The organism is Microcoleus sp. T2B6 (assembly GCF_036700475.1).
GTDB lineage: Bacteria > Cyanobacteriota > Cyanobacteriia > Cyanobacteriales > Microcoleaceae > Microcoleus.
The window spans coordinates 21,810-46,506 of sequence record NZ_JAUBOZ010000039.1 but is presented as its reverse complement, the minus strand read 5'-3'; the positions used below and the strand labels follow the sequence as shown (position 1 = coordinate 46,506).

At 45.1% G+C, this 24,697-nt stretch carries 17 protein-coding genes; all 17 read left to right on the top strand.

The genetic code is table 11. The features are described 5' to 3' along the window. Positions 1 to 47 precede the first annotated feature (47 nt). The 17 genes from QUA00_RS18185 (at position 48) to QUA00_RS18105 (ending at position 24,667) form a co-directional block, all read left to right on the top strand. Positions 48 to 2,147 carry a TIGR04372 family glycosyltransferase gene (locus QUA00_RS18185; RefSeq protein ID WP_333410607.1) on the top strand — a complete coding sequence of 700 codons (2,100 nt, stop codon included), beginning with the start codon at positions 48 to 50 and terminating at the stop codon, positions 2,145 to 2,147. A 37-nt stretch (positions 2,148 to 2,184) separates the two neighbouring features. After that, a complete protein-coding gene (locus tag QUA00_RS18180) occupies positions 2,185 to 4,740 on the top strand; it encodes a tetratricopeptide repeat protein (protein WP_333410605.1) in 2,556 nt (851 codons plus the stop codon). Positions 4,741 to 4,779: 39 nt separating this feature from the next. Further along, entirely contained in the window at positions 4,780 to 6,897 is a 2,118-nt protein-coding gene (locus QUA00_RS18175; protein WP_333410603.1) for a tetratricopeptide repeat protein, read from the top strand. A 40-nt stretch (positions 6,898 to 6,937) separates the two neighbouring features. Then, on the top strand, positions 6,938 to 8,863 hold the full coding sequence (locus tag QUA00_RS18170) for a tetratricopeptide repeat protein (protein WP_333410601.1): 1,926 nt from the start codon (positions 6,938 to 6,940) through the stop codon (positions 8,861 to 8,863). Positions 8,864 to 8,888: 25 nt separating this feature from the next. Continuing rightward, the gene (locus QUA00_RS18165; protein WP_333410598.1) at positions 8,889 to 10,847 is read left to right on the top strand and encodes a TIGR04372 family glycosyltransferase; all 1,959 of its coding nucleotides are present in this window, start codon (positions 8,889 to 8,891) and stop codon (positions 10,845 to 10,847) included. Positions 10,848 to 10,916: 69 nt separating this feature from the next. After that, the gene (locus QUA00_RS18160; RefSeq protein WP_333410596.1) at positions 10,917 to 12,158 is read left to right on the top strand and encodes a class I SAM-dependent methyltransferase; all 1,242 of its coding nucleotides are present in this window, start codon (positions 10,917 to 10,919) and stop codon (positions 12,156 to 12,158) included. A gap of 26 nt (positions 12,159 to 12,184) precedes the next feature. Then, positions 12,185 to 13,114 carry an NAD(P)-dependent oxidoreductase gene (locus QUA00_RS18155; protein ID WP_333410594.1) on the top strand — a complete coding sequence of 310 codons (930 nt, stop codon included), beginning with the start codon at positions 12,185 to 12,187 and terminating at the stop codon, positions 13,112 to 13,114. 17 nt (positions 13,115 to 13,131) lie between these two features. Then, a complete protein-coding gene (locus QUA00_RS18150; RefSeq protein ID WP_333410592.1) occupies positions 13,132 to 14,334 on the top strand; it encodes a class I SAM-dependent methyltransferase in 1,203 nt (400 codons plus the stop codon). Positions 14,335 to 14,360: 26 nt separating this feature from the next. Next, entirely contained in the window at positions 14,361 to 14,894 is a 534-nt protein-coding gene (locus QUA00_RS18145; protein WP_333410590.1) for a WbuC family cupin fold metalloprotein, read from the top strand. A 112-nt stretch (positions 14,895 to 15,006) separates the two neighbouring features. Further along, entirely contained in the window at positions 15,007 to 16,008 is a 1,002-nt protein-coding gene (locus tag QUA00_RS18140) for an FkbM family methyltransferase (RefSeq protein WP_333410588.1), read from the top strand. A gap of 262 nt (positions 16,009 to 16,270) precedes the next feature. After that, the gene (locus QUA00_RS18135) at positions 16,271 to 17,488 is read left to right on the top strand and encodes a methyltransferase domain-containing protein (RefSeq protein WP_333410586.1); all 1,218 of its coding nucleotides are present in this window, start codon (positions 16,271 to 16,273) and stop codon (positions 17,486 to 17,488) included. A gap of 29 nt (positions 17,489 to 17,517) precedes the next feature. Next, positions 17,518 to 18,591 carry a Gfo/Idh/MocA family oxidoreductase gene (locus QUA00_RS18130; protein ID WP_333410583.1) on the top strand — a complete coding sequence of 358 codons (1,074 nt, stop codon included), beginning with the start codon at positions 17,518 to 17,520 and terminating at the stop codon, positions 18,589 to 18,591. Between the two features lie 100 nt (positions 18,592 to 18,691). Then, the gene (locus QUA00_RS18125; protein ID WP_333410581.1) at positions 18,692 to 19,687 is read left to right on the top strand and encodes an SDR family oxidoreductase; all 996 of its coding nucleotides are present in this window, start codon (positions 18,692 to 18,694) and stop codon (positions 19,685 to 19,687) included. Further along, the gene (locus QUA00_RS18120; RefSeq protein WP_332943093.1) at positions 19,687 to 20,151 is read left to right on the top strand and encodes an NUDIX hydrolase; all 465 of its coding nucleotides are present in this window, start codon (positions 19,687 to 19,689) and stop codon (positions 20,149 to 20,151) included. Before QUA00_RS18125 ends, QUA00_RS18120 begins: the two co-directional genes overlap by 1 nt. Before the next feature lie 42 nt (positions 20,152 to 20,193). Then, positions 20,194 to 20,826 carry an SIS domain-containing protein gene (locus tag QUA00_RS18115; protein WP_333410579.1) on the top strand — a complete coding sequence of 211 codons (633 nt, stop codon included), beginning with the start codon at positions 20,194 to 20,196 and terminating at the stop codon, positions 20,824 to 20,826. Between the two features lie 534 nt (positions 20,827 to 21,360). Then, positions 21,361 to 23,364 carry a methyltransferase domain-containing protein gene (locus QUA00_RS18110; RefSeq protein WP_333410577.1) on the top strand — a complete coding sequence of 668 codons (2,004 nt, stop codon included), beginning with the start codon at positions 21,361 to 21,363 and terminating at the stop codon, positions 23,362 to 23,364. Positions 23,365 to 23,539: 175 nt separating this feature from the next. Next, positions 23,540 to 24,667 carry a hypothetical protein gene (locus tag QUA00_RS18105; protein WP_333410574.1) on the top strand — a complete coding sequence of 376 codons (1,128 nt, stop codon included), beginning with the start codon at positions 23,540 to 23,542 and terminating at the stop codon, positions 24,665 to 24,667. The last annotated feature ends 30 nt before the right edge of the window (positions 24,668 to 24,697 follow it).

Sequence of the window (24,697 nt, the reverse complement as noted above, 5' to 3'; positions counted from 1 at the left end):
ATTTGCGGGGCAAAATCTAAAATCTAAAATCTAAAATCTAAAATCGAATGACTGTAAGCTATTTTGATGCGGCCAACCAAATGCTGAGTTCTGGAAAATTAGATGAAGCGGTCGAAATGTACCGTTTTGCTATTGAGCGAAACCCTAATTTTTGCTGGTCGCACCACAACTTAGGAAAAGCTTTAGCCAAACTGGGTCGCCTAGAAGAAGCTGTCGCTAGTTACCGCCGAGCAAGTGAACTAGAGCCAGAGTCTTTTACATTTTACCACCAGTTAGGGGAAACTTATTACAAACTGGCGACAAATCTGAATCATAAAAATTATGCTCGCTGGTCGGGCGAGCAGTTAGATGAGGTGTTTTTGCGAGCGACAAATGACCTCACAGACGAAGAGTTTCTGCAAGAAACTTATTTCGCTTACGTGAAGCACAAAATAGATATAGAAGGCAAAAAATACTGGCTGGAGCAGTTGAGCGAAGGTTATCTTACCCGCGAGCTATTCCTGAGTGGATTTCGGCAATCAGCAGAATTCAGGCAGCCGATAAGTATTATTATATCGGCTTATTTGCTGGAAGCTGCATTCTGCTTGCGAAAAGCGATTGATCTCAATCGAGATTCAGCTTGGTCTTACTACAACTTGGGGTTAGTCCTAGCTAAATTGGGGCATCAAGATGAAGCGATATCGGCTTATCAAAAAGCCACTGAACTGCAACCGGAACAGAGTTTATTTCACTCTCAACTGACCGAAGCGAATGCTTTCAAAGTTATAGCGGTTCACGGTGATATATTGGCAAATGAGAACCTAGAAGTCGAGATCAATAAAGAACTCACTGAGGGCTACGAATTTGCCCAACGAAACGATTTAGAAGGTGCGTCGCAGCACTGGCAGCGAGCCGTCACGCTCGATTGGGGCAAGATAGAAACACTGCTGATTGTCGGTTACATGATGGGCAATTGTGGCAAACTTGTAGAAGCAGTTGATTTCTGCAATCAGTATTATCAAAAACAGCGCGAACTTGCTCGATCGCATGGCATTGACAATTTAGGAATTCGGATTCTTCACGATAACTGGACTGTCGCGATCGGTCACACAGCTTTGCTGGACTGTTATGTGAAAATGGGTATTCTGGGATGGCGGCCGCAGCAGCGCACTGTAGTGTTCCCGCACCCGTCTTTAGTTATTGCTAATTCGTGTTACTTGAACTACTGGCACCGCTACGTCCAAATTCTTTCAGAACCTGCCGAGTACACTTCTTTAATTCCGATGGTGAGGTACTTGAACGATTTCTTTTTTGCACTGCCGGCAAAGGGAGAAACTTTACTGTATTTCCAGGCAGACGCGGCGGTGCAAAAACAGTGGGAAGCTGAAGGTCGAGCTCCGCTGCTGACTTTATCAGATTTTGATTTTGAACGGGGCTGGCGCACTGTAGAGTCTTTAGGAGTGCCAAAAAATGCTTGGTTTGTTTGCCTTCACGCTCGAGAATCCGGGTACCACAACCACGTAGTCGAACTTCAAGAATTTCGCAACGCGGATGTTGGCACTTACTTGTTAGCGGTAGAGGAGATTGTCAAACGCGGCGGCTGGGTTGTTCGCATGGGCGACTCGACGATGAAACCGCTGCCGCCGATGGAGGGGGTAATTGACTACGCTCAGTCTTCAGTCAAAAGCGATTGGATGGATGTATTTTTATGTGCTGCGAGTCGCTTCTTTTTAGGTTCGACTTCCGGTTTGGCTCACGTTCCGGGTACTTTTGGCGTTCCTTGCGCTTTGGCTAATTGGGCCTGTATGGGGATTACGTCTTCTTACGGCAAAGATATCTTTATTCCCAAGCTTTATTGGTCGGAAACTTTAGAGCGCTATCTGACAGTAGAAGAGGCTATGTCTCCACCTTACGGTCAAGTTAACAATACTAAAATGCTGTCGGCGCTGGGGGTTAAGTTGAAAGAAAATACGCCGGAAGAAATTAGGGATTTAACGCTAGAAATGCTCGCTTGGTTGGACGGAACAATTCAGTACGAGGCCTCCGACGAGGTGCTGCAAGAACGGTTTAAGGAACTGGCGACCCGCAGTAAAGCCTGCGGAAACAGTCGCATGGGACGGGATTTCTTGCGGAAATACGCAAAAATGCTGTCACGAGCGACTGATTGAGTTATATAATAGTTAAAAATCGAGGAGTAGCTGAATTATGACTGCAAGCTATTTTCATGAGGCAAATCAACTGCTGAAGTCTGGCCACTTAGATAATAATTTCCCCCAAAAAGAGCTGTTAGAAGAAACTGTTAACTTGTGCCTCCAAGCAGTGGAAGTTAATCCTTTGTCGGCTAGGGCTTATTTAAATTTAGGGGAGGCTTTGACCAAAATCGCTCGGCTAGAAGAAGCGATCGCTGCTTACCGCAAAGCACTTACAATTGACCAAAAATCGGCAAAATGTTACAATAATCTGGGAGAAATTCTCGCGCAAACGAGTCAGTTAAAAGAAGCTGTCGCCTGCTTCAGAAAAGCAATAAATATCGACTCGAAATGCGCGAAATATTACTGCAACTTGGGGTCAGCCTTGGCAAAAACTGAGGAGATGGATGCAGCCTTTGCAGCGTACAGCCAAGTGATTAACCTTAACCCGAGTTTGTTGCGATTTGACAACAACTTGGGGGAAGTTTTAATCAAACTCGGCAAACTAGATGAGGCGATAACTTTTTACCAACAAATAATTGCTGCTGACCCCGACAACAGCGAAGCTTACTTGAATTTGGGACAGGTATTGAACAAACAGGGTAAACTAGACGAAGCGCTTCCCTGCTATCAAAAAGCAATTTCGCTGCAACCAGATTTGGGACTGCATTTGGCACAAACTTTGCAAGCTAAAAAAAAGGAAGAGGCGGCGATCGCACTTTATCAACAAGTAATAGCTGTCGCACCTGAAAAAATAGAGGCTTATTTGAGCTTGGCACATTTATTGCACGAAGTGGGGCGCTTTGAAGAGGCGATCGCTGCTTGGCAAAAAGCCGCAGTTATCCAACCGGAATTGGGATTAAATTTGGGTAACACTTTGCAAGCAGAAGGGAAACAAGAGGCGGCGATCGCACTTTATCAACAAGTAATAGCTGCTGAACCTGAAAAAATAGAAGGATACTTGAGTTTGGCGCACTTGTTGAACGAAATGGGGCAATCGCAGTCAGCCCTAGACACTTGGAAAAAAGCTGTTGCTTTGCAACCAGATTTAGCATTGAGCTTGGGCGATAGATTGCAATCGGCACGGAAACTAGAGGATGCGATCGCACTTTATCAACACGCAATTGCTGTCGAACCTGAAAAAATAGAGGCTTACTTGAGCTTGGCACACTTATTGCACGAAGTGGGGCGCTTTGAAGAGGCGATCGCTGCTTGGCAAAAAGCCGCAGTTATCCAACCGGAATTGGGATTAAATTTGGGTAACACTTTGCAAGCAGAAGGGAAACAAGAGGCGGCGATCGCACTTTATCAACAAGTAATAGCTGCTGAACCTGAAAAAATAGAAGGATACTTGAGTTTGGCGCACTTGTTGAACGAAATGGGGCAATCGCAGTCAGCCCTAGACACTTGGAAAAAAGCTGTTGCTTTGCAACCAGATTTAGCATTGAGCTTGGGCGATAGATTGCAATCAGAGGGGAAACCAGAGGATGCGATCGCACTTTATCAACACGCAATAGCTGTCCGACCAGATCGAGTAGAATTTTACTTAAAACTAGGCAACATTTTTAGAGAACAGAAACAGCTTGATGCAGCAATTAAAAGTTATCAGCAGGCGTTAGAAATCGATCCCAAATTAGTAGAAGCGCACCTCCAACTTGGGGAGGTACTGGGACGCAAGGGCGAGTACGAAGAAGCTGTCCGCTGCTGCCGACGGGCTTTGGAAATTGATCCTAACTCAGCAGCAACTTACACTTATTTAGGCAAAATTTTTATATTACACGGAAACATGGATGAAGCTCTAAGTTGTTTATACAAGTCAAATCAAATCAAATCTGCAAATCTAATTGCTCTCGATAAAATTCCGGGAATACTATTAAATACTTTACCAAAATCAGGCAGTTTTTATATTTTAGAAGCCCTTTATAAGGGTTTAAATATAAATTGGATGCCAATCTCAGCGGAAAGTGAAGTTATTAAACGGGCTGATATCGGTATTTTAGCTTCAGGAATGAACGCTACCCAGGAACATTTGCATGCAACTTCTAGAAATTTATGTTTAATAAGTGAAGTTTTGGATAAACTAGTTGTCCACGTTCGCGACCCGAGACAAGCAACGCTATCATGGGTACATCATTTAGTAAAAACAACGCGAGAAATTAAAGATGTGGTATCTTTACTGCCAGCCATACCTGCTGCTAAAAACTATTTTTCCCTGTCTTTGACAGAGCAAATAAGTTGGCAAATAGAGTCAGGGTATTTGCCGATTGCCATTAGTTTTATAGAAGAATGGCTGAATGCAGAGGCAGACCCATTATTTTATCCTGATATCCTATTCACAAAATATGAAGATTTAGCGACAGAGCCTCAAGCATTTTTTGAGTCAATACTGAAATTTTACAATATAGAAAAATTTCCATTTACTTTTCCCGATCCGCCACAGCAGGGTAAATTGCACTATCGTAAAGGCAGGGCAGACGAATGGCGGGAAGTGTTCACCCCAGAACAAGCAGAAAAAGCTTCTAGCATGATTCCCCAGAGGCTATTCGACAGATTTGGATGGCCGCAGCGATAAAAATCGTAGTAAAAATACAAAAAAAGGTACGAACAAAAGATGAGTAGCGAATACATTGAGGCAGCTAACCAATATATTCTTGAAGGCAAGCAGGAGTTAGCAAACGCCGCCTACCAAGAGGTAATAGAAAACGCACCCAAAAATAGAGAAGCTTACTTAAATCTGGCACAGCTATTCGAGGAAAATGGCAACAGCGATCTAGCAATGATTTGTTATGAAAAAGCAGCAATTCAACCAGAGGAAATTTTAAATTTAGGACATATATTGCAAGGACAAGGCAAGCAAGATGCAGCGCTAGTAATGTATGAAAAAGTAATAGCTAGCCAGCCAGAGAAAATAGAAGCATACTTGAGCATGGCGCACTTGCTGAACGAAATGGGGAAACAACAGGAGGCAGTAGCGGTGTGGCAACAAGCCATAGCTGTGCAGCCAGATTTAGCATTACCGCTTGCTGACCGAATGAAAGCCGAAGAGAAATTAGATGTGGCGATCACTTTTTATCAACAGGCCATAGCGGTAGCACCAGAAAATATCGAGGCTTATACGGGTTTGGGAGAAGTATTGAAGCAACTTGGCAACCAGGAATCCCTGCAAAGTTGGTATCAGAAAACAGCCCAACTCAAACCAGAGTTGGGGTTAAATTTGGCATATAAATTGCAAGCTTTAGAGAACTTAGATGCAGCAATTGCCGTTTACAAACAGGTAATAGCTGCCGCCCCAGACAAACTAGAAGCTTACTTGAGTTTAGGACACCTGGAAAGTCAAATTGGAAAATTTGACGAGGCTATGGCTACTTGGAAACAAGCGATCGCACGCCAGCCAGAGGTGGGCTTCAGTTTAGCAAACAGATTGCAGCTAGAACACAAACCAGAAGATGCGTGTGCCTGCTATCAACAAGTAATAGCTGTTGCTCCCGATCAAGTGGAAGCTTACATGGATCTGGCGACCATATTGAATCGTATGGACAAACTTGACGATGCGATCACAGTTTGGCAACAAGCTATTATCCGCCAGCCCGACTTAGCCTGCAGTATTGGGGACAAATTGAAAGATGAACGCAAATCCGAGGTAGCGATCGCTCTTTATCAATATGCAATTGCTATCCAGCCTGAGTTGGTGGAACTACACTTAAATTTAGGCTACCTACTACTTGACCAAAAAAAAATTGACGCGGCGATGCAGTGTTGTCAGCAGGCGCTAGAACTCGATCCTAGTTCGGCCGCAGCACAGGTGTTGCTGGGAGTGCTCGCGCGCATCCAAGGCGACAGCGAGCGAGCATTTTCCTGTTATCAGCAGGCGGTTAAAAACGATCCCAACTTTGCGTCAGCTTACACCGAAATCGGCAAAATAATGCTGTCGCGAGGCCGGAAGAATGACGCTATTAGCAATTTATATAAGTCTAACCAAATTAAAACAGCAGCCATAATCGCCAATGGAAAAATTCCCGGTATCTTTCTAAATACTTTGCCGAAGTCAGGGAGTATGTACGTTTTAGAAGCTATTTCCAATGGCTTAAAAAAACCTTGGATGCGAATAGCCGTCGACGACGGTGAAAATATTAGCCGCGGCGCTGTTAATATTTTGGCTGCCAAAATGAAGCTGGCTCACGAACATTTGCCTGCATCTTTAAGGAATTTATGTTTAATTACTGAAGTTTTAGATAGATTAATTGTTCACGTCCGTGACCCCAGACAAGCAATGCTATCGTGGGTACACCATTTAAGCAAAACAATAGCAGAAACAGAAGATGTGATTTCTCTAATGCACATGATACCTGATGCAGAAAACTATTTTTCCCTGCCACTGACAGAGCAAATAAGTTGGCAAATAGAAAAAGGGCACCTGTCGGCAGTCATAAATTTTATAGAAGGATGGCTGGATGCCGAAGCCGATCCGTCATTTTATCCCAAGATACTATTTACAAAATATGAAGATTTAGCGGCAGATCCTCAAGCTTTTTTTGAATCAATACTAAACTTTTATGAAATAGATAAATCGCGATTTACTTTTCCAGAGCCACCGCAGCAGGGTAAGTTGCACTATCGTAAAGGCAGGGCAGACGAATGGCGGGAAGTGTTTACCGCAGAACAGGTAGAAAAAGCTTCTAGCATGATTCCCCAGAGGCTATTCGACAAATTTGGATGGCCGCCGCGATAAAATTAGCAGTGAAAAAAACAACTAAAGGTATTGACAGAAGATGAGTATCGAATACATTCAGGCAGCTAACCAATATATTCTGGAAGGGAAGCTAGAGGAAGCGAACGCCACCTACCAACAGGCAATAGCAAGCTCGCCAAACAATAGAGAAGCTTACTTAAGTTTGGCAAAGCTATTCGAGGAAAATGGCAACAGCGAACTAGCAATGATTTGTTATGAAAAAGTAGCAGCAATTCAACCGGAGGGAATTTTAAATTTAGGACATATATTGCAAGGACAAGGCAAGCAAGATGCAGCGCTAGTAATGTATGAAAGAGTAATAGCTAGCCAGCCAGAGAAAATAGAAGCATACTTGAGCATGGCGCACTTGCTGAACGAAATGGGGAAACAACAGGAGGCAGTAGCGGTGTGGCAACAAGCCATAGCTGTGCAGCCAGATTTAGCATTACCGCTTGCTGACCGAATGAAAGCCGAAGAGAAATTAGATGTGGCGATCACTTTTTATCAACAGGCCATAGCGGTAGCACCAGAAAATATCGAAGCTTATGCAAGTTTGGGACAAGTATTAAAACAACAAGGTGATCAGGAAGCAGAGCTTGTTTTGTATCAAAAAGCGATCCAACTCAAAGCAGAGTTAGGGTTAAATTTGGCAATTAAATTGCAAGCTTTAGAGAACTTAGATGTCGCTCGCTTTGTTTACAAACAAGTAATAGCTGCCGCACCAAAGCTGATAAAAGCTTACTTGCGTCTGGGATACTTGGAAAGCCAAATGGGGAATTTAGACTCGGCGATCGCTAGTTGGCAACAAGCGATCTCACTACAACCAGACGCAGCATCTAGTCTTGGGGACAAATTGAAAGCTGAAGGTAAATCCGAGGTAGCGATCGCTCTTTATCAATATGCAATTGCTATCCAGCCTGAGTTGGTGGAACTACACTTAAATTTAGGCTACCTACTACTTGACCAAAAAAAAATTGACGCGGCGATGCAGTGTTGTCAGCAGGCGCTAGAACTCGATCCTAGTTCGGCCGCAGCACAGGTGTTGCTGGGAGTGCTCGCGCGCATCCAAGGCGACAGCGAGCGAGCATTTTCCTGTTATCAGCAGGCGGTTAAAAACGATCCCAACTTTGCGTCAGCTTACACCGAAATCGGCAAAATAATGCTGTCGCGAGGCCGGAAGAATGACGCTATTAGCAATTTATATAAGTCTAACCAAATTAAAACAGCAGCCATAATCGCCAATGGAGAAATTCCCGGTATCTTTCTAAATACTTTGCCGAAGTCAGGGAGTATGTACGTTTTAGAAGCTATTTCCAATGGCTTAAATAAACCTTGGATGCGAATAGTCGTCGACGACGGTGAAAATATTAGCCGCGGCGCTGTTAATATTTTGGCTGACGAAATGAAGCTGGCTCACGAACATTTGCCTGCATCTTTAAGGAATTTATGTTTAATTACTGAAGTTTTAGATAGATTAATTGTTCACGTCCGCGACCCCAGACAAGCAATCCTATCATGGGTACACCATTTAAGCAAAACAATAGCAGAAACAGAAGATGTGATTTCTCTAATGCACATTATACCTGATGCAGAAAACTATTTTTCCCTATCGTTGACAGATCAAATAAGTTGGCAAATAGAAAAAGGGCACCTGTCGGCAGTCATAAATTTTATAGAAGGATGGCTGGATGCCGAAGCCAATCCGTCATTTTATCCCAAGATACTATTTACAAAATATGAAGATTTAGCGGCAGATCCTCAAGCTTTTTTTGAATCAATACTAAACTTTTATGAAATAGATAAATCGCGATTTACTTTTCCAGAACCACCGCAGCAGGGGAAATTGCACTATCGCCAAGGCAGGGCAGACGAATGGCGAGAAGTGTTCACCTCAGAACAAGCAGCAAAAGCCTCAAGCATGATTCCCAAACGACTCTTCGATAAATTTGGATGGTCGCCCACGTAAAAGAATAAAAAAGGATGCTGTTTAAATGACCGATAAACATCTCAACGATCTAAGCAATTCTTATAAAAAAGAAAAAATTGATGGCTCTGTTGCTGCTTGCCCAAGTATGTTGGAGCGGCTTTACCAAAAGTTAGGAGAGGCATTAGCAGAAATAGGGGAGATGGCTGAAGCTGCGGCTGCTTGCAGGAAGGCTATAGAAATTAATCCAAATTCGGCTCGGTCTTACAGCAGTTTAGGAAAAATCTTAGCTCAAATGGAACGCTTAGATGAATCGGTTAGCTATTGCCGAAAAGCCGTTGAACTAGAGCCAAAAAACTCAGTATTTAACAACAATTTAGGCGAAATTTTAGCTAAAACCGATGGACTAGATGAAGCTATTAGTTTATACCGCAGGGCAATAGAACTCGATCCAAATTATGATGAGCCTCACCGCAACTTAGGAGAAGCGAGCGCCCAAAAAGGAGATATGGAAGCTGCGATCGCAGCTTACCGCCGCGCTATTGAACTCAACCCAGAATGCGGAAGTTCTCATTACCAGCTAGGGGAAACTTTGGCAAAACTCAATCGCATAGAAGAGGCGATCGCAGCTTACCGCAGCGCCGTTGCCCTCAAATCAGACTGGGCACAAGCGTATTTCTCGATGGGAAACGCCCTGGAAAAGCTAAACTGCGGGGTTTGGCAAATGGATGAAGCAATGATTTATTGGCTGCGGGCGCTTTCCCTCAAACCAGACTGGCCAGAACTGCAACAGAAAATTGAGTTGGCAGTTGCATTTATGCAGTGGCAGCCTCGAAGATCGCACGGCAAAGGCGAAAGTTCAACAAAGGAACAGTTCCAATTCAAAGGAAATCACCCGCTAGCCAAATTGGGCATCCGATTTGTGTCAGAAACTTGGATTGAGGCGATCGGTCACTTGAGAAATTTGGAGATTTACGCCAAAATGGTAAGCCTGGGCTGGATACCAAATTACTGTTGTATCCTGGCAGAGAGTAAAGTTGCTAATCCCTGTTACCTCAATTACTGGCGTCAACAAGGCCCGATCAAATTTATTTGCGACCCCCACTTAATCAGCTTGCTCTCCCCACTAGCGAACAAACAAGAACTTAGAGACATAGATTGGGGTCGCAAGACATCAGTCTCTCTCCCTAATGGTCAGCGGTTTTGTCGTGCTAACGTACCAGTTGAAAAACAGTGGGAAGCAGAGAACCGTCCGCCCCTACTCACCCTGTCAGATACTCACCGGGAACAAGGCAGGCGCTGCCTCCAAGAACTCGGTGTCCCCAAAGATGCTTGGTTTGTTAGCCTTCACGTTCGCGAAGACGGCTTTTACAATCAACAAGGACGCTGTGCCCCCCGCAACGGCGATATCGATACATACTTATTGGCGATCAACACGATTACGGCGCGGGGCGGGTGGGTGATACGCACGGGCGACCCCTCTATGAAACCTCTACCAGCAACAGAACACGCGCTCGATTACGCTCTGTGCGACAAAAGAAGCGACTGGATGGACGTATTTCTGTGGGCAGAGTGCCGCTTGTTCCTCGGTACTACCTCCGGGCCAATTCACATACCGCCCACCTTTGGCGTGCCCGCAGTGATGACCAACTCGATACCGATGTCCCACGCTTTCTGGCTGGTTTGTGGCAAACACAGCTTATTTATTCCCAAACTAGCTTGGTCGGTGGAACAGCAGCGCTATCTGACTTTTGCAGAACACCTGCAACCGCCCGTTGATGGGGCAACTTTCACGCATCAGCTAGACCCAGCGGGCATTCAGATGGTGGACAATACGCCAGAGGAAATCAAGGACGCGCTAGTGGAAATGCTGGATTTGCTGGATGGCAAAAGCTGTTTCACCGCAGAAGATGAAGCTTTGCTACAGAGGTTGAATGCACTGTCGCCTACTTATCAAGCTTACGAATTTTGCAACCGGATGGGGCGAGACTTTTTGCGAAAGTACGCTTATTTGTTGCCAGATTGAGTAATTGGTACGTCAACTGATTTAATAAGAAACTTGAGCCTTTCGTCAGATTCCCAAACCAAGCCCAACATGAGCAACTCATCTTTCCGGCGCAGCACTTGCCGCCTTTGCGGTGCAACTGATGTAGAACTCGCCGTGCCCGTAGCAGCAACGCCACCGGGCGATCGCTACGTTTCGAGCGAATACCTCGGCGAACACCAAGAAACCTATCCGCTAGACCTTTATTTGTGCCGCAGTTGCGGTTTGTTACAACTGCTTGACGTAGTTGACCCGGAAGTGCTATACGGCAAATACATCTACACCACCTCAATTTCTTTGGGTTTAGTCGAACACTTCCGCAGATACGCTTCGGCAGTGGTAGAGAGGGTAAAACCAGCAGCAGGGGCGATCGCGATCGATATTGGCAGCAACGACGGCACCCTGCTGAGGCACTTCCAAGAACGGGGAATGCGCGTCTTGGGAGTGGAACCAGCACGCCACATCGCTCAAAAAGCAACAGAATCAGGTGTTGAAACGCTGCCTACCTTCTTTAGCGCCGAATTAGCCCAGCAGATTAAAAACGAACGCGGCGCTGCATCCGTCGTCACTGCCAACAACGTATTTGCTAATATTGACGACTTGACTGATATGATGAATGGCATCCGCCACCTGTTAGCCCCTGACGGCGTATTTGTGTTTGAAACAGGGTATGGCGTCGATTTAATCGACCAGTATCTTTTCGACACTATTTATCACGAACACCTGAGTTACTTCTCTGTCAAACCCCTGGCAACTTTCTTCCGCAGCCGCAATATGGAATTGATAGACATCGAACGCATAACTTCTAAAGGCGGTTCCCTGCGCGGCACCGTGCAGCTGGCTGGAGGCGGGAGATCGGTGTCGCAATCTGTCACCAACATGATAGAAGCCGAGACAAATCAAGGCTGCGATCGCCCGGAAATTTACAAAGCTTATGCTGCTAAAATTGACAGCCTCAAACAGCAGCTTCTCGCCTTGCTGCGCGACATGAAAGCACAAGGAAAAACAGTAGCAGGCTACGGCGCTTCTGTAGGCGTTACTACCCTACTTTATCACTTCGAGCTTAACGATTTGCTGAGTTTTCTCGTAGACGACAATCCAGTCCGACATAACTTATTTACCCCCGGACACCACATTCCAGTATTGCCCTCGCAAGCCCTCTACGATCGCAAACCTGACTGTGTAGTTATACTCGCTTGGAGATACGCTGAACCCATTATGAAAAAGCATCAAGCTTACCTAAATCAGGGAGGACATTTTATCTTGCCTTTGCCCGAAATTTCTGTAATTTAAAACTTTAACTATTCAGGAAAAGCAAGATGCCTGCACCCACTAACCCAGTCACTCCCAGCGATATTCGGCGAGTCATTATTCTCGGCAATACCGGATTTATCGGAGGTCATTTAGAAAGATTTTTCCGCCAGCGATCGCCGGAAATAGAAATTGTCGGCCGTTCTTTCCCCGATTTCGACCTCACAAAAGCGGAAGATACCTTCTCTATCGCAGAATTTTTAGACTTGCAAACAGCAGTCGTGATGTGTTCTGCAATTAAGAAACAGTTGGGAGACACTGTAGATGCTTTTTGCCAAAACATTCAGATGGCTGTCAATATGTGCCACCTGCTGCAAAGCCATCCTGCAAAACGCTTAGTTTTTATCAGTTCGGCCGCTGTTTACGGCGAAGACATCCACAACACCAACATTACCGAAGAAACCCCAATTCAACCGCGTACCTATTACGGAACAGCCAAATACGCCGCTGAATGTTTGTTTCGCAAAACATTAGAAGGACAGGGCAAAACACAGCTAGTGATCGCGCGTCCTGCCTTAGTTTACGGAGGGGGCGATCGCTCTTATTCTTACGGCCCTTGTGGCTTCATCAAAGCTGCCCTGAATCAAGAACAAATTACACTTTGGGGAGATGGTACGGAACTGCGGGAATTTGTCTTTGTAGAAGACACAGTAAAAATTTTGCATGAATTAGCTGTGGCTGATTGCGAAGGAGTTTTCAATATCGCCAGTGGCCGGAGTTATACTTATGTTGAAGCCCTAGGAATTATCGAAGAGTTAGTGCCGTCAAAAATTCCAGTAACTTCGCGCCCCAGAACCAAAGAAAAGGTAGATCATAAATTTGATACTTCCCATATAGCTAAACTTTTGCCAAACATCAGTTTTACGAATTTGGCAGAGGGAATGCGGCAAACATACCAATCAGAATTAGAGCAAATTAAGTCAGCAAAAACCAACTAAATAGAGGATAAAATTTGATGAACACTTGCCATATTTGCGGAAATCAAGAAGTGGTAGACTTGCTGGATTTAGGAATGCAGCCAATTAGCAACCGGTTTCTGGATTCTCCAAGCGCAGAAGAGTACAGTCACCCGATAGTAGTCGGCCAATGCAGCGCTTGCGGACTGGTTCAAATCAGCCGTCCCGTACCAGCCGAAGAACTCAAACCGCTTTACGATTGGATTACCTACCGAGAACCGGAAGGGCACCTCGATACCCTAGCAGATACAATCAGCAAACTGCCGGGAATTAATCGAGATGCGGCGATCGGTGGAATCAGCTTTAAAGATGACCCGCTGTTAGAAAGGATGCAGAAACTGGGATTTAAAAATACCTGGCGACTTGACCCCGAAACAGATTTGGGAATCAGCGATCGCCGTTCTGGAGTAGAAACAATTCAGTCGCATTTAACACAGGAAACAGCCGCATCCATCGCCCAGACCCGCGGCAAAGCAGATATAGTCATAGCTAGGCACATCCTAGAACACGCCTATAATACGCTAGACTTCGCGGCAGCACTCAGAGAACTGGCAACACCAGAAGGATATATCATATTAGAAGTACCCGACTGCGAGCGATCGCTTGCCAAATGCGATTACACCACTATCTGGGAAGAACACATAATTTACTTTACTCCAGAAACTTTCCGCAACAGTTTCAGTTTTAGCGGACTCTCGCTAATTCATTTTGACAGCTTCCCTTACCCCTTTGAAAATTCCCTCGTCGGCATCGGACAGTGCCAAAAATCAGTAACTCCAACTTTCCCCTCAGACAGCATTTTAGAGAATGAAAAAAGCAGACTTACTGATTTCGCTCAAGGATTATCCGAACAGCGGCAAAAATTGAAAACCTTTTTTTCCGAATACCGACAGAATCAAGGTAAAATTGCATTGATGGGTGCTGGACATCTGTGCTGTGCCTTTATCACCTTCTTAGAGTTAGACGGCTATTTTGAATTTGTCGCCGACGACAACCCCAACAAACAAGGACTGTTCATGCCCAGTTCGCGACTGCCAATTTACAATTCTGCTGCTTTGCTAGAAAATGACATCAAACTGTGCCTGCTAAGTCTCAGTCCCGACAGCGAAACAAAAGTCCTGCAAAACAATCAAGCTTTTTTGGAAAAAGGAGGAACATTTGCGTCAATTTTTCCTGCTAGTAAACTCGCCCTAAAAATTTAAGTTATTCTATCTTGGGGAATCAAACCATGCGGACTAAAGAATTCAACAAAGAAGTGCTGTACGCTGACGAACCCATCGTCAAAGTGAATCAACAAGACATAGAATCATTAAAAGAAATGTCTCAACACAATATCCGCCAGCGGATTAGATTGTGTTCGCACAAAGGAGTTGACGACAAACTGCACGAAATGCTGATAGTTCACGCTCAAGATACTTACGTCAGACCGCACAAACACTTGCAGAAAAGCGAATCATTTCATATAATAGAAGGCTCGGCTGACGTAATTATCTTTAATGAAGAAGGCAGCATCGTCGAAGCAATTCAAATGGGTGATTTTAAATCGGGTAAGCAATTTTACTATCGACTTTCAGAGCCTTACTATCACACGCTGCTGATCCATTCCGAGTTTTTAGTATTCCACGAAACAACCACTGGCCCTTTTAACAGAAGCGACACAGTGTTTGCTTTGTGGTCGCCTAGCGAGCAAGACACCGATGGTGTAAGCACTTTTATGGAAAGTTTAACCAAACAACTGCATACAGTCAGCTACTTACACTAACCTTCGGTATAGTACAGGGTGGCAGAGAGTCTAACCAACTCGCTGTATGGTAAAATAAGACTAGACTGCCCAAGATTCCAGCTTTGCATAGTCGATCGATAGGAGCGTGAGAATGTCAGTGTTTTTGCAAAACTTAAAGAAAAGCGGTCATTTAGATCAAATTCACATAAATGTTTGCTTTGTGGGTTCTCGCGACGAGAACTTAGCCGGGAAAGGATGGGAAATATTCGCTCCAAATCTAACCATTTATGGCTTTGATGCCGATCGCTCTGCTTGCGATGTGTTGAATGCTAATTTGGCAGCAAAAAATGTAAGTTGGACTGAAAAGCACATTCCAATGGCTATTTGGGATTCATCAGGAAAGCAGAAGCTATACGTATCAAGAAATGCCTGCGGCTCGTCCCTCTATCCTCCTAAACTATCCATGATGGAGCGATTTAGTTCATATCAAGAAGAGAGTGGAATTTGGGAATTTAGTACAACAGAAGGTTCTTTCACAACTTATTCTATAGAAGACATTGAAACAATAAGTCTCGATGATTTCTTTGGAAAAATAGACCCTCAAGAAATAGACATCATCATGATGGATGTTCAAGGAGGAGAGCTGAATGTTTTAGAAGGCGCCTCAAATCTTATGAAGAGCAGCATCCTAGCTGTCGTAGCTGAAACTATGTTTATTGAATTGTACGAGAATCAACCTTTGTTTGGAGATATAGATGTCTACCTTAGGAGACAGAAGGGTTTTACATTATTCGATTTATCCTATATAGCTCGCGGTAAACGCAGAGGCATTCCTATCTTGTCGAAAGAGCACCGCGGCCAGTTATTCTTTGCTTGCGAAGCTTTTTGGTTTCGGGATTTGATGGAACACGACAAAAATAGGCATTTGACGACACCCGATCGAATACTGAAACTCGCTTGCATTGCTGATATTCTCAATTTTCCCGATTACGCTCTGGAATTATTAGTGGAATTAACTCGAAGGTATGGAGAAGACAAAAACTATAATTGTGCTAATAGTATTGTCGAGAGTCTAGCTCAAACTTCATTCGCGACAGAACACGGTCTAGATTCCATACCTATCCTTGCTAAAATTAAAGATTACCTTAATTAAAAATAAGCAGGTAGGGTTAAATAAAGTCGGCTGAGAAATCGTTTTTTTTCCGCTGGGGATATTGTGTTTAGTTAGACCTACCTGTTTGTAGCAATTTCATAAATATTTGCCATAATTAGGTGGGTTTGAGGTACAAAACCCAACACTCAGCGTCGATACAAATGTCGCATTCTTTTTTGAAATTGGTATTAGCTGTCTGCGAGCTAGGGTGAATACAGTAAAATTGATCGCATCAAATCATCCCCCAAGGAATTTCTGGACAATGACTGCACCAAAAACTGACAAAATGTATGCCTATTACGAACAGCAAAGTATTTTGCCCACCTTTGCTCGGTTCACAACTATCGAACAACTAGATCGCTACGATCGCCAAAGATCCCATATATTTTGCGACAAGCTGCACTTGCCCGTACAAATATTTAAAGGATCCCGTACAGTCGAATTTGGCCCCGATTCAGGCGAAAATTCACTGGTATTTGCCCGTTGGGGAGCGAATCTGACATTAGTTGAACCGAACCCCAACGCTCGTCCTCAAATATTAGCGTACTTTGAAAAGTTCAATTTGAAAGACAAATTGGAATCTTTAGTTGAAGTTGATGTTGCCCAGTTTGAATCTCAAGAAAAATACGATCTAATTGTTGCTGAGGGTTTCATTTATACAGTCCGTCCCGAATCAACCTGGATTGAACTTTTCAGCCGTCTCTTAAATGAAAACGGATTTTGCGTGATTAACTACTACGAATCGACAGCTTCTTTTCTCGAATTAATATTAAAAGTAATTCACGCTAGAACTAAAGCTTTAACAGGTTTAGATTCCCCAGAAAATGCCTGGAGACTATTTCAAGCCAAATGGAACTCCATCCCTCACACGCGGGCTTTTGAATCTTGGGTGATGGATGTCTTGAACAATCCATTTGTGAGATATGAGTATTTTTTGAATGCGAGTGATTTGTGCTGCAAGTTATCGTCAGCAGGGTTTTCCCTGTATTCTTCGTGGCCTAACTACAGCGATACTTTAAGCATTTACTGGCACAAAAAAGAGCTGTCGCCAGAGGAACAGCTAGCAAACAATTTAGATTTTATTGCCAGAAGTAGCCTGAGCTTTGCTTTTGGCAAGAAGTTATTTTTGTTTGCTCAATCGCCAGATGAAGTCAAGGCAGTTAGCGATGTAGCGAACAGGATAGTAACTTCGATTGACAGATTGATTGATGATTTTGATGCGAGCGTAGTTCAACAAGTGCGAGAAGATTTGCAGCAGATTAAAAAATTGTTGAGCGAGGGCGATGTACTAGCAGATTCAGAAGCAGAGAAGCAGGAGGCAATTCAACTGATAGCAAGTATTGACATAATTTTTGAATTGCTGGCGGCGGGCGACGTAAAAGGTTTAACAGATTTCTGCAACTCCGATGCTATTTTTATCAAGAATTGGGGAGTGCAATATCACTTCGCTGTTTTCAAAAAAAAGCCAGTTAGTATTTAGAATTCCTGCCGTCAACTCATCGAAAATGTATGTCTTCCGAGCCAAAAATTTCAACTGTAAATATCGGCATTGTGGGTGCGGGACTGATGGGACAGTTAGCTCACGCAGCCAATTATGCAACGATTGACGAGTGCCGAATTGCAGCGATCGCAGAACACAAACCGGAACGCCGCCGCCTGGTCGCAGAACGTTACGGCATTCCCCGCACTTATTCAAGCCACGAAGAACTGCTGGGCGACGCTGAAGTTGACGCTGTGGCAGTAGCCACCTCACGCCCGAAAATCGGCCCGATCGCCCTAGATTGCTTGAATGCCGGCAAGCATATCATTACAGAAAAACCGATGGCGGCAACAGTAGAACAAGCAAAAATTTTAGTAAAAGCAGCTCGCGATAGAGGAGTTCGCTATGCCGTGGGTTACATGAAACGCCACGATGAAGGTGTCCAAACAGCAAAAAAAATTGTAGATGAACTGTTGCAGACTGGAGAACTAGGCGAAGTTACTTTTGTTCGATCTCACTGCTTTACGGGAGAATTTTACTGCAATATTGACGGTCAAATTATCACCGATGAAAAAACTTCGGAATCCAGTCAAGAGTGGGCGATCGCTCCTGACTGGATGCCGAACGAGTACAAACAGAAATATGCGCGGTTTCTCAACGTTTACTGCCACAACATCAACCTGCTGCGCTATCTTTTAGGCCGCACTCCTGAAGTAAAATTCGTCGAATTTAAACAAAGCGACGGACAAGTAGCTGTCCTAGACTTCGGCAGTTACGCCGCTGTTTTAGAAGCAGGTAGTTTAACCTACCGGGGTTGGGATGAAGTCACAGAAATATATTTTACTCGCGGCCGCCTTCGCATCGAACATCCGCCGGGAATGTTGAGAAATGTACCGGCAAAAGTAGAACTGTATAAGGGCAAAGATTTGTTGCACGAGGTTTATACTCCCGTGTGCGGGTGGACGTGGGCTTTTCGCCGTCAGGCAGAGGCTTTTGTCAGAGACGTTCAAGAAGGCTTAGAACCGATCGCTAGCGGTGCAGATGCTTTAGAAGATATGCGTTTAGTTGAGGAAATGTGGCGGCAGCAAATTAGCAAAGGTTAATTTTTAGATTCGCCGGCTAAAGCTGCTAGGCTTTGTGGCAGTAATTCTGTAAGATGTTGTGGACAATATTTCTCGGCGAGGAATTAGAACCGGAGGATTAATGACAACTTCAAAACGCTGCTTAGTTACGGGTGCGGCCGGCTTTATTGGCAGCCACCTCTGCGATCGCCTCCTGGCTCTAGGTCACTCTGTAACTGGCTTGGACAGCTTGATTACAGGTCGCACAGCCAACTTAGCAACAGCCAAAACCTACGGCGACTTTACCTTTCTCGAACAAGATTTAGCCGACATCGCTCCCTCTACCCTAGAAGGCATCGACTGGGTATTTCACTTAGCGGGATTGGCTGATTTAGTACCGTCCATTGAGAACCCCGGCAATTACTACCACGCCAACGTCCAAAGCACCTTTGCCTTATTAGAAGCCTGCCGCAGCGCCCAAGTCCAGCGCTTCATTTACACCGCTTCCTCGACTTGCTACGGCATCCCGGACCAGTACCCCACCCCGGAAACTTATCCCTGTTCTCCCGAACACCCCTACGCTCTCACTAAGTATCTAGGAGAGCAACTCGTGCTTCACTGGGCGAAGGTCTACAAACTGCCGGCCCTATCCCTGCGGCTGTTTAACGTCTACGGCCCGCGTTCTAGAACTACTGGAGCTTACGGCGCTGTTTTTGGTGTCTTTTTAGCTCAGAAATTATCGGGAAAACCTTTTACTTTGGTCGGAGACGGCACCCAAACCAGGGACTTTACCTTTGTCAGCGACGTTGTAGAAGGCTTTGTGAAAGCTGCGGAGTCAGATTTGGCGGGTGAAATCATCAATATTTGCTCCGGCCAGCCTCAAAGCGTCCTGACTTTAGTGGAACTATTAGGAGGGCCAATCGTCCACATCCCCAAGCGTCCCGGAGAACCTGACTGTACCTGGGGAGACATTACTAAAGCGAAAACCCTACTGAAATGGCAGCCACAGGTTTCTTTTCCAGAGGGGGTATCGCAAATGCTGGCAAATATCGATCTGTGGCGAGAGGCCCCGGTCTGGACGCCTGATTCGATTCAGCAAGCAACAAAGGAATGGTTTGAGTGTTTGGGACAAAAATAATGTCTGTGGCTCGAGAAACTCCGCCGCCAATGATGATTCAGGTTTCCAAGGCGTTTATTTATCAGGGGCCTCGCCTGCTGCTGCAACTGCGAGACAACAAACCTGATATTTATTACCCCAATTATTGGGGGCTGTTTGGGGGGGCTGTAGACCCCGGAGAAACTCCCATTCAAGCGATCGCGCGGGAACTTGAAGAAGAAATAGGCTGGACGCCGCCCGAATTCAAGTTCTTGCTGACGTGGGAAGAGTCCGACCCCCCTTGCGTCACCTATATCTACGGTGCGCCTCTGACAACAGCCGCCAGCCAGCTACAATTAACCGAAGGTCAAGCACTCGGGCTGTTTACCTTTGAGGAGTTGGCTCAGTTGCCTACAGTTCCTCACATCCAGCACAATTTGCCAAAAGTTGTGGATGCGATCGCCTCCCCTGAACTCACAGCAGCTTGGCAGGCTTTTTCCAAGTGAGTTCCGCCCCGTTCTATTTTGCAATATCCAGATTCTGTACCTATGCAAACACTACCGTCGCAACTTGCTTTTGCTACTGATTATTTCCGCCAGTTGGCGAGTCTGAGCGAAACTTTCGAGGTCAGCGATCGCCAATCTCAACCTCTGTCTTTTGATGAAGGCATTAGTCGGGCTGCTGCCTTAGTGCGGAAGCAAACCCAACAGCAAAAAAAGGTAATTTTTATTGGCAATGGCGGCAGTGCAGCAGTTGCCAGCCACCAGGCGATCGACTACTGGCGGAACGGGGGTTTTCCGGCTATGGCCTTTAACGACGGAGCCCTCCTCACCTGCATCAGCAATGATTTTGGCTACGAACAAGTTTTTAGCAAGCCGATCGCTACCTTTGCTCAGCCGGGAGATATCGTCTTTGCCATTAGCAGTTCTGGACAGTCTGCTAATATCCTCGCAGGCGCAAATCAAGCGAATCAAATGGGCTGTTACGTAATTACGCTCTCGGCTTTCGAGCCAGATAATCCCCTGCGCCAATTAGGCAACCTCAATTTCTACGTCCCTACAATGGCTTACGGGTTTGCTGAAATTACCCACCTCTGCATTTGTCACTGTATCTTGGATGGCTTAATGAAAGGTGCTCTGCCTGAAGCCGATCAGGTAGAGGAAACCGCGACCCCAGCGTGAAAATGCTGTGTAGGTAGGGCTTCTTGCTAACTTAGTTGTGTTTGTAGGCCCATCCCTGACAACTTAAGTTAGGGAAGCATTTGTCAATCAGCAATTATGCTCAGAATTTACTCGGATTTTGGGTAGAAAACTCAGATTGGGGCGATCGAGGAATCATGCCGAGCGCCAGATTTATGCCCACCCACTCCCCAATCGCCAATTTTCCACTCCTAGAAAAGCAGTTTTTTTGAGTAATGTTACTGATTGACAAATGAAATTAATTCTTAAGTTGTTACCCATGTTGTAGGCCTGTTCGCGCTTGGCATACGAGTCGAAGAGTTGGGAATGCGGGGGTTGGGGATTGAGCAAAGTAGATAGAATTTTTTGTCTAGTCCCCGATCGCCTCAGCTTAAGAAAAAATCTCTCGTTTAGGCGCAAAATGAGGTAAAATACTGCGGAGATTGGCAGTAAAGAAAGTAAGACGAAAATCCAGAATTTATTGTCCGGTTCGTGTTCAGACAGTTGGCCAAGCAGTTGCTAGAGGGAAGCATAAATATGAAATGCAAAATTTGTGAAGCGGAATCGTTTTACTTTGCCCGCGCCAAAGTTTTAAACAAATATGATGTGTCTTATTTTCAATGTAGGAATTGCAGGTTTGTTCAAACAGAAGATCCTTACTGGCTGGAAGAAGCTTATGCCAGCCCTATAGCCCACAGCGATGCGGGTTTAGTGTTTAGAAACTATATGCTATCGAGAGTAGCGAGTAATATAATTGCCAAACTATTTAACCCGGAGGCAAATTTCCTAGACTGCGGCGGTGGCTACGGCTTATTTGTCCGGCTGATGAGAGACATCAACTATAAGTTTTTCTGGCAAGACAAGTATTGCGAAAATATATTTTCCCAAGGGTTTGAAGCTAATTTACAAGAGGGAGAAACTTATGAAGTAGCAACTTCGTTTGAAGTATTCGAGCATTTTGTCAATCCTATTGTTGAAATTAGCGAGATATTAAAGTATTCAAAAAACATCTTATTTAGCACGGAGTTGCTGCCGGACAGCGACCCAAAACCAGAAGAGTGGTGGTACTATGCGCCTCACGAAGGGCAGCACATCTCTTTTTACACTCCAAAATCACTTTTTATTTTAGCAGAAAGGTTGGGCTTAAACCTGTACTCAAATGGTTCGTCGCTGCACCTGCTGACAGAAAGTAATATACCGGAAGCACTGTTTGAAAGATTATCTTATTATGACTCGCTAGGACTGAAAGACTTTTTATTGGTATCGAGAGATTACCAGCAAACTATTGAAAAAGTTGACTCAGAACAGTACAAAGTAAAAGTGCGCGAGACAGAGGCAGAATTAGGGCGAACGCAAGCGCAACTGCACGACACCTACGCGCAATGGGTACAATCTCAAGCGCAACTGCACGCAACTCAAACAGAGTTAGGACAAGCTCAAGGGCAACTGCACGAGAAAGAGGCACAATTGGTACAATCTCAAGTGCAACTGCACGCGGCTAAAACAGAAATAGGGCGATCGCAAGCGAAACTGCACGAGAAAGAGTCAGAATTGGTACAATTTCAAGCGCAACTGTACCAGACTCAGGAGGAAGTGGAGCGATCGCAGGCGCGGCTGCATCAAAATGAGGCCAAAGTGGCACAGTTGCAAGCGCAACAGCACCAGATGCAGGAGGACTTTGAGCGAAGTCAGGAACAATTGCAGCAACGCCAGGAAGAATTGGAGGTATTGCAGGCGCAACTGCAGGCCGCCGAGCTAGAGGCGGCCAACTTCCAGAAGCAACAGCACCAGATGCAGGCGGACTTTGAGCGCACTCAGGCAGAATTGCAGCAACGCCAGGAAGAATTGGAGGTATTGCAGGCGCAACGGCAGGCCGCCGAGCTAGAGGCGGCCAACTTCCAGAGGCAACAGCACCAGATGCAGGAGGACTTTGAGCGCACTCAGGAACAATTGCAGCAACGCCAGGAAGAATTGGAGGTATTGCAGGGGCTGTTGCACGCTGCCGAGGTAGAGGTGGTAAACTTGCGATCGCAGGAATACCGCACTCAAGAGGAACTCTCTCAAGCGATGTCTGTTGCACACTGTGCTCAGCAGGAAATGAAGCAGTGGCAGTCTCAGTATCACGAAGTTTTTGCAGAACTCGAGCAATCTCAGTCTCAATTGCACCAGCTTCAGGAACAGTTAGAGCGCTCTCAAGCTCAAGGAGAGCGGGATCACTGGGAATTGCAGCGAGCAGAATTTCAACAAGCTGTTGCTAATCAGGCAAATGGAAACGGTCAAAAGCATTACAGACTATTAGTGTGGGAGGGATGGTATGCCTATCGCAGCGGCGATTTGAAAAAAATGCGGGAGTGCTTGCAGGAATCTTTGAAATTTACGTCTTTACCGCGAACTGAAACAGTAAGTAACTGGTTAGAGAGTTTTAGCACTTTCTCCTCGGAGAAAGGTGGGCAGCTTGACAGCCATGCCTTGACGAACTCAGAAGAGTGGAAACAATTGATGCGCCGCCTCCTTACCAAGGCAAACTCATCTAAAATTTGAATATCTGTCGTGCAAGTCTCCGGGAAAGTTGGATTCTCAATCAACCGCTTTCTCGCTCTTGCAGGAAAAGAAATTCAATGTGCAAGTTCTAGTATCCGGTTCACACATTGCTGCAATTTTTTTTATAAGTTGAGGCAAAGATGAAAATACCTATCTGGGAAGTGAAAAACTAAAGATGACAGAGTGGAAGAATACGTTTGTTTTTCAAGGAAAAAAGTTATCCTATAATAGAATCCAATTTAACAATCCATCAGAGAGAGCAGTTGAGGTTGCGATCGCCTTTGACTTTCTGGCCAATCTCGACAGTAAAAAACGGATTCTAGAAGTAGGCCATGTACTTTCTCATTATGAAAACACCCTCAGCGACTATCTGGGAATTAAGTCTAGACAAATCATAGATAAATTTGAAATAGATGTCGGGGTAGATAATCAAGACTTAATCAGCTTTTTATCGCCTGAGAAATACGACGCTATAGTGTCAGTTTCTACTGTCGAACATATAGGACAGGGAGCTGAGCCTTCGGGTCATTACGGGCAGTCGGTAGAGTCCCGCGATCTGGAAGAACCGCTAAAAGCAATTGCCAAAATATACGACCTGCTTGCTACAGACGGTAAAGCTTTGATTACAGTGCCTTTTGGCAAACTCACGGATGCCGGATGGTTTATTCAGTGCAGTCAAGAGTATTTGGATCTTTTAGTCGAAAAATATGGCATTCCCCAAGCAGCTATATCAATTAGCTTTTTAAAGCTAATAAATATAGAAACAACAAGCAGCAGCCCCCGCATGGTTTGGGGGGAATCAAAGGCTGTCGAACTTAGCAGTGTCGAATACAATTCACCTTGGCCCTGTGCTAATGGGATCGCTGTTATACAGCTTTCTAAGGTGTCAGCCGATTTTCACTTAAACTTAAATGCAGAGCCTACCCCTCTGTTTTACGAAATGCTTTATCAGGAACAGCAAGAATTAGAGAAATCTCAGCCCGAAATCCAAACAGCAGCAGAATTAGAACAGTCCCCTGACTTTATTTTCCTGGTTTCAACGCTTGCTGCTCAACTTCACACTTCTGAGGAAGAGTTAGAGGAATCTCACGCTTTTGTACAATTGATGCAAGGGAAAATTGAGCAATTGCAGGGAGTGCAAGAGCAACTAAGCCAAACTCAGGAGGAATTGAAGCGGATTCAAACTTTGATGCAGGAAGTTCAGGCAGAAAAAGATTGGCTGCAATCCAAATATCTGGCTGTGAGACAGATGGCACACCAGCTTCAAAAGGAGCTGGAGCAAGCTCTGGCTCGGCAAAGATAGAATTTTAAGCAACCGCTGCGGCTGTTGACT